At 47.2% G+C, this 3,326-nt stretch carries 3 protein-coding genes; all 3 read left to right on the top strand.

Features of this window, described 5'->3' with window-relative positions:
* Window positions 1–12 precede the first annotated feature (12 nt).
* The 3 genes from GGR07_RS13715 (at window position 13) to GGR07_RS13705 (ending at window position 3,195) form a co-directional block, all read left to right on the top strand.
* Window positions 13–174, top strand: coding sequence for a DUF3575 domain-containing protein (locus GGR07_RS13715; RefSeq protein WP_260168202.1), 162 nt, complete (start codon window positions 13–15; stop codon window positions 172–174).
* 58 nt (window positions 175–232) lie between these two features.
* The gene (locus GGR07_RS14005) at window positions 233–1,969 is read left to right on the top strand and encodes a hypothetical protein (protein ID WP_256680602.1); all 1,737 of its coding nucleotides are present in this window, start codon (window positions 233–235) and stop codon (window positions 1,967–1,969) included.
* A gap of 77 nt (window positions 1,970–2,046) precedes the next feature.
* Window positions 2,047–3,195 carry a hypothetical protein gene (locus GGR07_RS13705; protein WP_034544115.1) on the top strand — a complete coding sequence of 383 codons (1,149 nt, stop codon included), beginning with the start codon at window positions 2,047–2,049 and terminating at the stop codon, window positions 3,193–3,195.
* The last annotated feature ends 131 nt before the right edge of the window (window positions 3,196–3,326 follow it).

Genomic DNA, 3,326 nt, shown 5'->3' with positions numbered 1-3,326 from the left:
TGGGTACGCCCCCTGTCGAGGAGATGGAACATCGAGTTCGAACTCGGAGCGGGAATCGTATGGGCCGACTGGGAGCGTTTCAGGTGCGTGCACTGTGGAAAACGAGTGGCCAAAGACAACGGGGTAAGGCTCGTGCCCACACGCACGGCAGTCAATCTGGTATACTTGTTTTAGTTTCTGCCTGTTTTTACTTTTCTACCGATACCATAACTTTTTCAAACAAAGATCACGTATGATGAAAGCCATAAATAAAAAATTGTTCATTGCAGGAATTTGCGCGGGGACAAGCCTGATGTTCTCATGCTCGTCTTCAAGGGAGCCCAAAACCATGCGCTTGTTTATGCAGGCTCGCCGCCCCAACATCGAACTGCCCAGAGAGGAGACAGGACGGGAGGGAATATTATCGGAAAAAGTCAGCTTCGAACAAAAGACCGACACCGTGGTGGGAAACACCATGGCGGTACAAGACAGCGCGACCGACATATGGCGGAGTGTGGAACTCGACCGCGTGGATATAGTGGCCACACGGCAAGTCGTTAAGCAGGTCACTGCCCGGCAGGGCTCTGTCAGGCTGGAGTTCAACGTCAAAGTGCCCGGCATACTCATAGACAGCTGCTGGAGGGTTACGCTCACCCCTTTGCTCAAGACCAACGACAGCACGGAAACCGCACTCCACCCCGTAGTATTGGCGGGCAGCGGGTTCTCCCGCATGCAGGAGGAGGACTACAAGGCGTACGACCTGTTCCTCAAAGGCATCATCGACCCTTCGGCTTACGACAGCATATTCCTCGACCGGAAAGGCATCGCCAAGGATATCCGCAAAAGGCAGGACCTGTACTACGGCCTGTACGGCAAAGAACGCGACAGGCAGTTGGCATACGAGAGATGGAAAAGGATGACGCTCGACAGGCAGAACTTCTTCAACATGCGCACCGAAGCCAACCGGACGAAGTTGCGCCACCGTTTGGACAGAAAACGCATTGAGGAAAGAGTCAAAAGATATATCACGGGGAAAGACACAGTTGGGCTGGGGAATGCTTACCACCGAAAATACCAAAGACAGGCCAACTTCTGGCCCATGTACAAAATGCACAGGGAGCTCACCGCCAGGCGAGTGCCCGGAAAATACAGGGACTTGTACACCGGAGGGCGCACGCTATCGGATATCAGGAATTACGCCTTCACCACCGGAGACTCCACGGAAATTTCACGAAACCGTTATTTTTTCGATGACATTGCGCTCAACGAAATGAACGACCGCAACCGTGAGGAAATACGCAAGCGCATGATAAGGTATCCCTATATAGACTCGGTGGCAGTGCGTGAAACGAGCATACCGGGGAAAGACTATATTTATCCATACGCAATTACCCTACCGGTCACCGAAGGGATGAAGAAACTGCAACTGCGCCTGGGCAGCATTGTTGAAGCGAGCGATCTGAGCACTTGGTCGCCTGCCCCCTCAGATACCCTTGTGTTTGTGATCGCCTCGCTCAGCGACCTGCTCGACCGTTCCGTATTGGAACGCTTTGCCGTAGCACCTTCCGGCACAGAATCGCTTCCGGACAGCTTGGGAAGCGAGCCTTCATATACCCCGGAAGGCAGAGAATATGCCGAAGGGCTACGGCTTCTGCAGGAACGCGAATACAAGAGCGCACTAAAGATACTGGAGAAATACCCGGATTACAACACGGCTTTGTGCCTAACCTGCCTGGGATACCACAGCGAAGCGGCGGACCTGCTCGCCCAGCTTCCTAAAACCGCGAGAAGAGAATATATATATGCGGTAGTATGTGCAAGGTTGCAAAATGCCTACGAAGCCGTAGAACATCTGCTGGAGGCTTGCCGCAGGGACCCGGACATGGTGCTCAGATTAAATATGGACCCCGAACTTTCGGATTTGATACCGCAATTCGTGGGATTGAAAGAGGAACTCGACAAGATAGCCTCGGGAGAAAACGGAATATAAACCCTGTAACAGAAATAACAGATATATGAGAACGTTTCTAACTATTTATTCTATTTATTAATTTAATTTTTATGATTATGAAAAAGAATCTATTCAAAAGTTTATTGACTATGTGTGCGCTGGGAGCAATGTTCACTGCGTGCAGCAACGAGGGAAATGAAGTCCCTGATGTAACTAAAGGGGAAAAGAAAACAGTATTCATGAAACTGAATTTGGGTACATCTGAAAACGGTACCAGAGCGACGGAAGATCCGATTAACACCGCAACTGTTGCAACTGTGAACAATTTACACATTTACTTCTATAAAGATGCCGATAAAAGTATTCAGAAGTATATGAAAGTGACTTCAAGTACTACACCCAGTATTTCAGATCTTGAGACTGGAAAGGAAATCGCAGATGTTCCTGCAGCAGCAGACAAAATCTTGATACGTGGTAATGTTCCTGCGAGTGTGACATTGCCTGTAGGCGGATTGATTACTGTTGTTGAAAATCAACAGATAAACATCACAACTCAGAAAGACAATGCAGACTTGTTATTAGGGCATCTTGCAGCTCCCATTCAGAATTGGAATGGTGTAGGTGGTGCTCCTATTACCGGCATGACTAGTGCAGGTAAATATGCTGTGGTTGAACTCGAACTTAGCGTGGCTCGTATCGAAGTGGAAGGTTTGAAAGCTACTGGTCAGGTAAATGCTTTCAAGTTGAAAGGTATTTATGTGAACAACTTCTATAAGAATCTGAAGTTGGGAGACGGAGCCTCCGCAGACAAGGAAAATTATGGTGCGACTGCTAGCAATTATGCTTTGGGACAAGGACTTTACCAGGCTGCAAACACTAAATTATTCGATGAGTTTACTCCTGGTTCTGCTACTGGAGAGACTGAAGCTGCTAGTGGTAAGCGTTGGGCTTATCATGCATTCTCTAATGATGCAGTAATAGCTAATGACCAATTACAACTTATATTTAAAGTGAGTGACTTAGCTGGCGGTGGCGGTGTAACTTTCCCTGCAGGCGATCAGTTTATCACTGTAAGAGGGTTTAAGGATAAAATAACCGATCAAATTGTGAAATTGGAAAAAGGCAAAATCTATAGCATCAGCAAAGCTGATTTCACATTCGATGAGAGCAACCTTTCTACAGTCCCTAACACTGATGCAGTAGGCGTTTGGTTGAAAGTAACGGTTAAACCTTGGACGGTTGTTGCAGTTAAACCGAACCTGTAAAAAAGAGAAATAAGATATAATAAAAAAACTATGCATGAATTCATAATTGCATACGTATTAATTAGTTAAGTTATCGGCAGGGCCTGATGTGAATCCCGCTCTGTTTTCTTACTAAAATTTGTTTGTTTACA

Origin of the sequence: Bacteroides pyogenes (assembly GCF_014196225.1) — a bacterium.
GTDB classification, from domain to species: Bacteria; Bacteroidota; Bacteroidia; order Bacteroidales; family Bacteroidaceae; genus Bacteroides; species Bacteroides pyogenes_A.
Note: the sequence above shows the minus strand (reverse complement) of the source record. Positions and strands in the feature narration are given on the sequence as shown.

Bases quoted from the DNA above. Each gene is read 5' to 3' on its own strand.
- GGR07_RS14005 (WP_256680602.1), top strand. From the start codon at position 233: ATGATGAAAGCCATAAATAAAAAATTGTTCATTGCAGGAATTTGCGCG.
- GGR07_RS13705 (WP_034544115.1), top strand. From the start codon at position 2,047: ATGAAAAAGAATCTATTCAAAAGTTTATTGACTATGTGTGCGCTGGGA.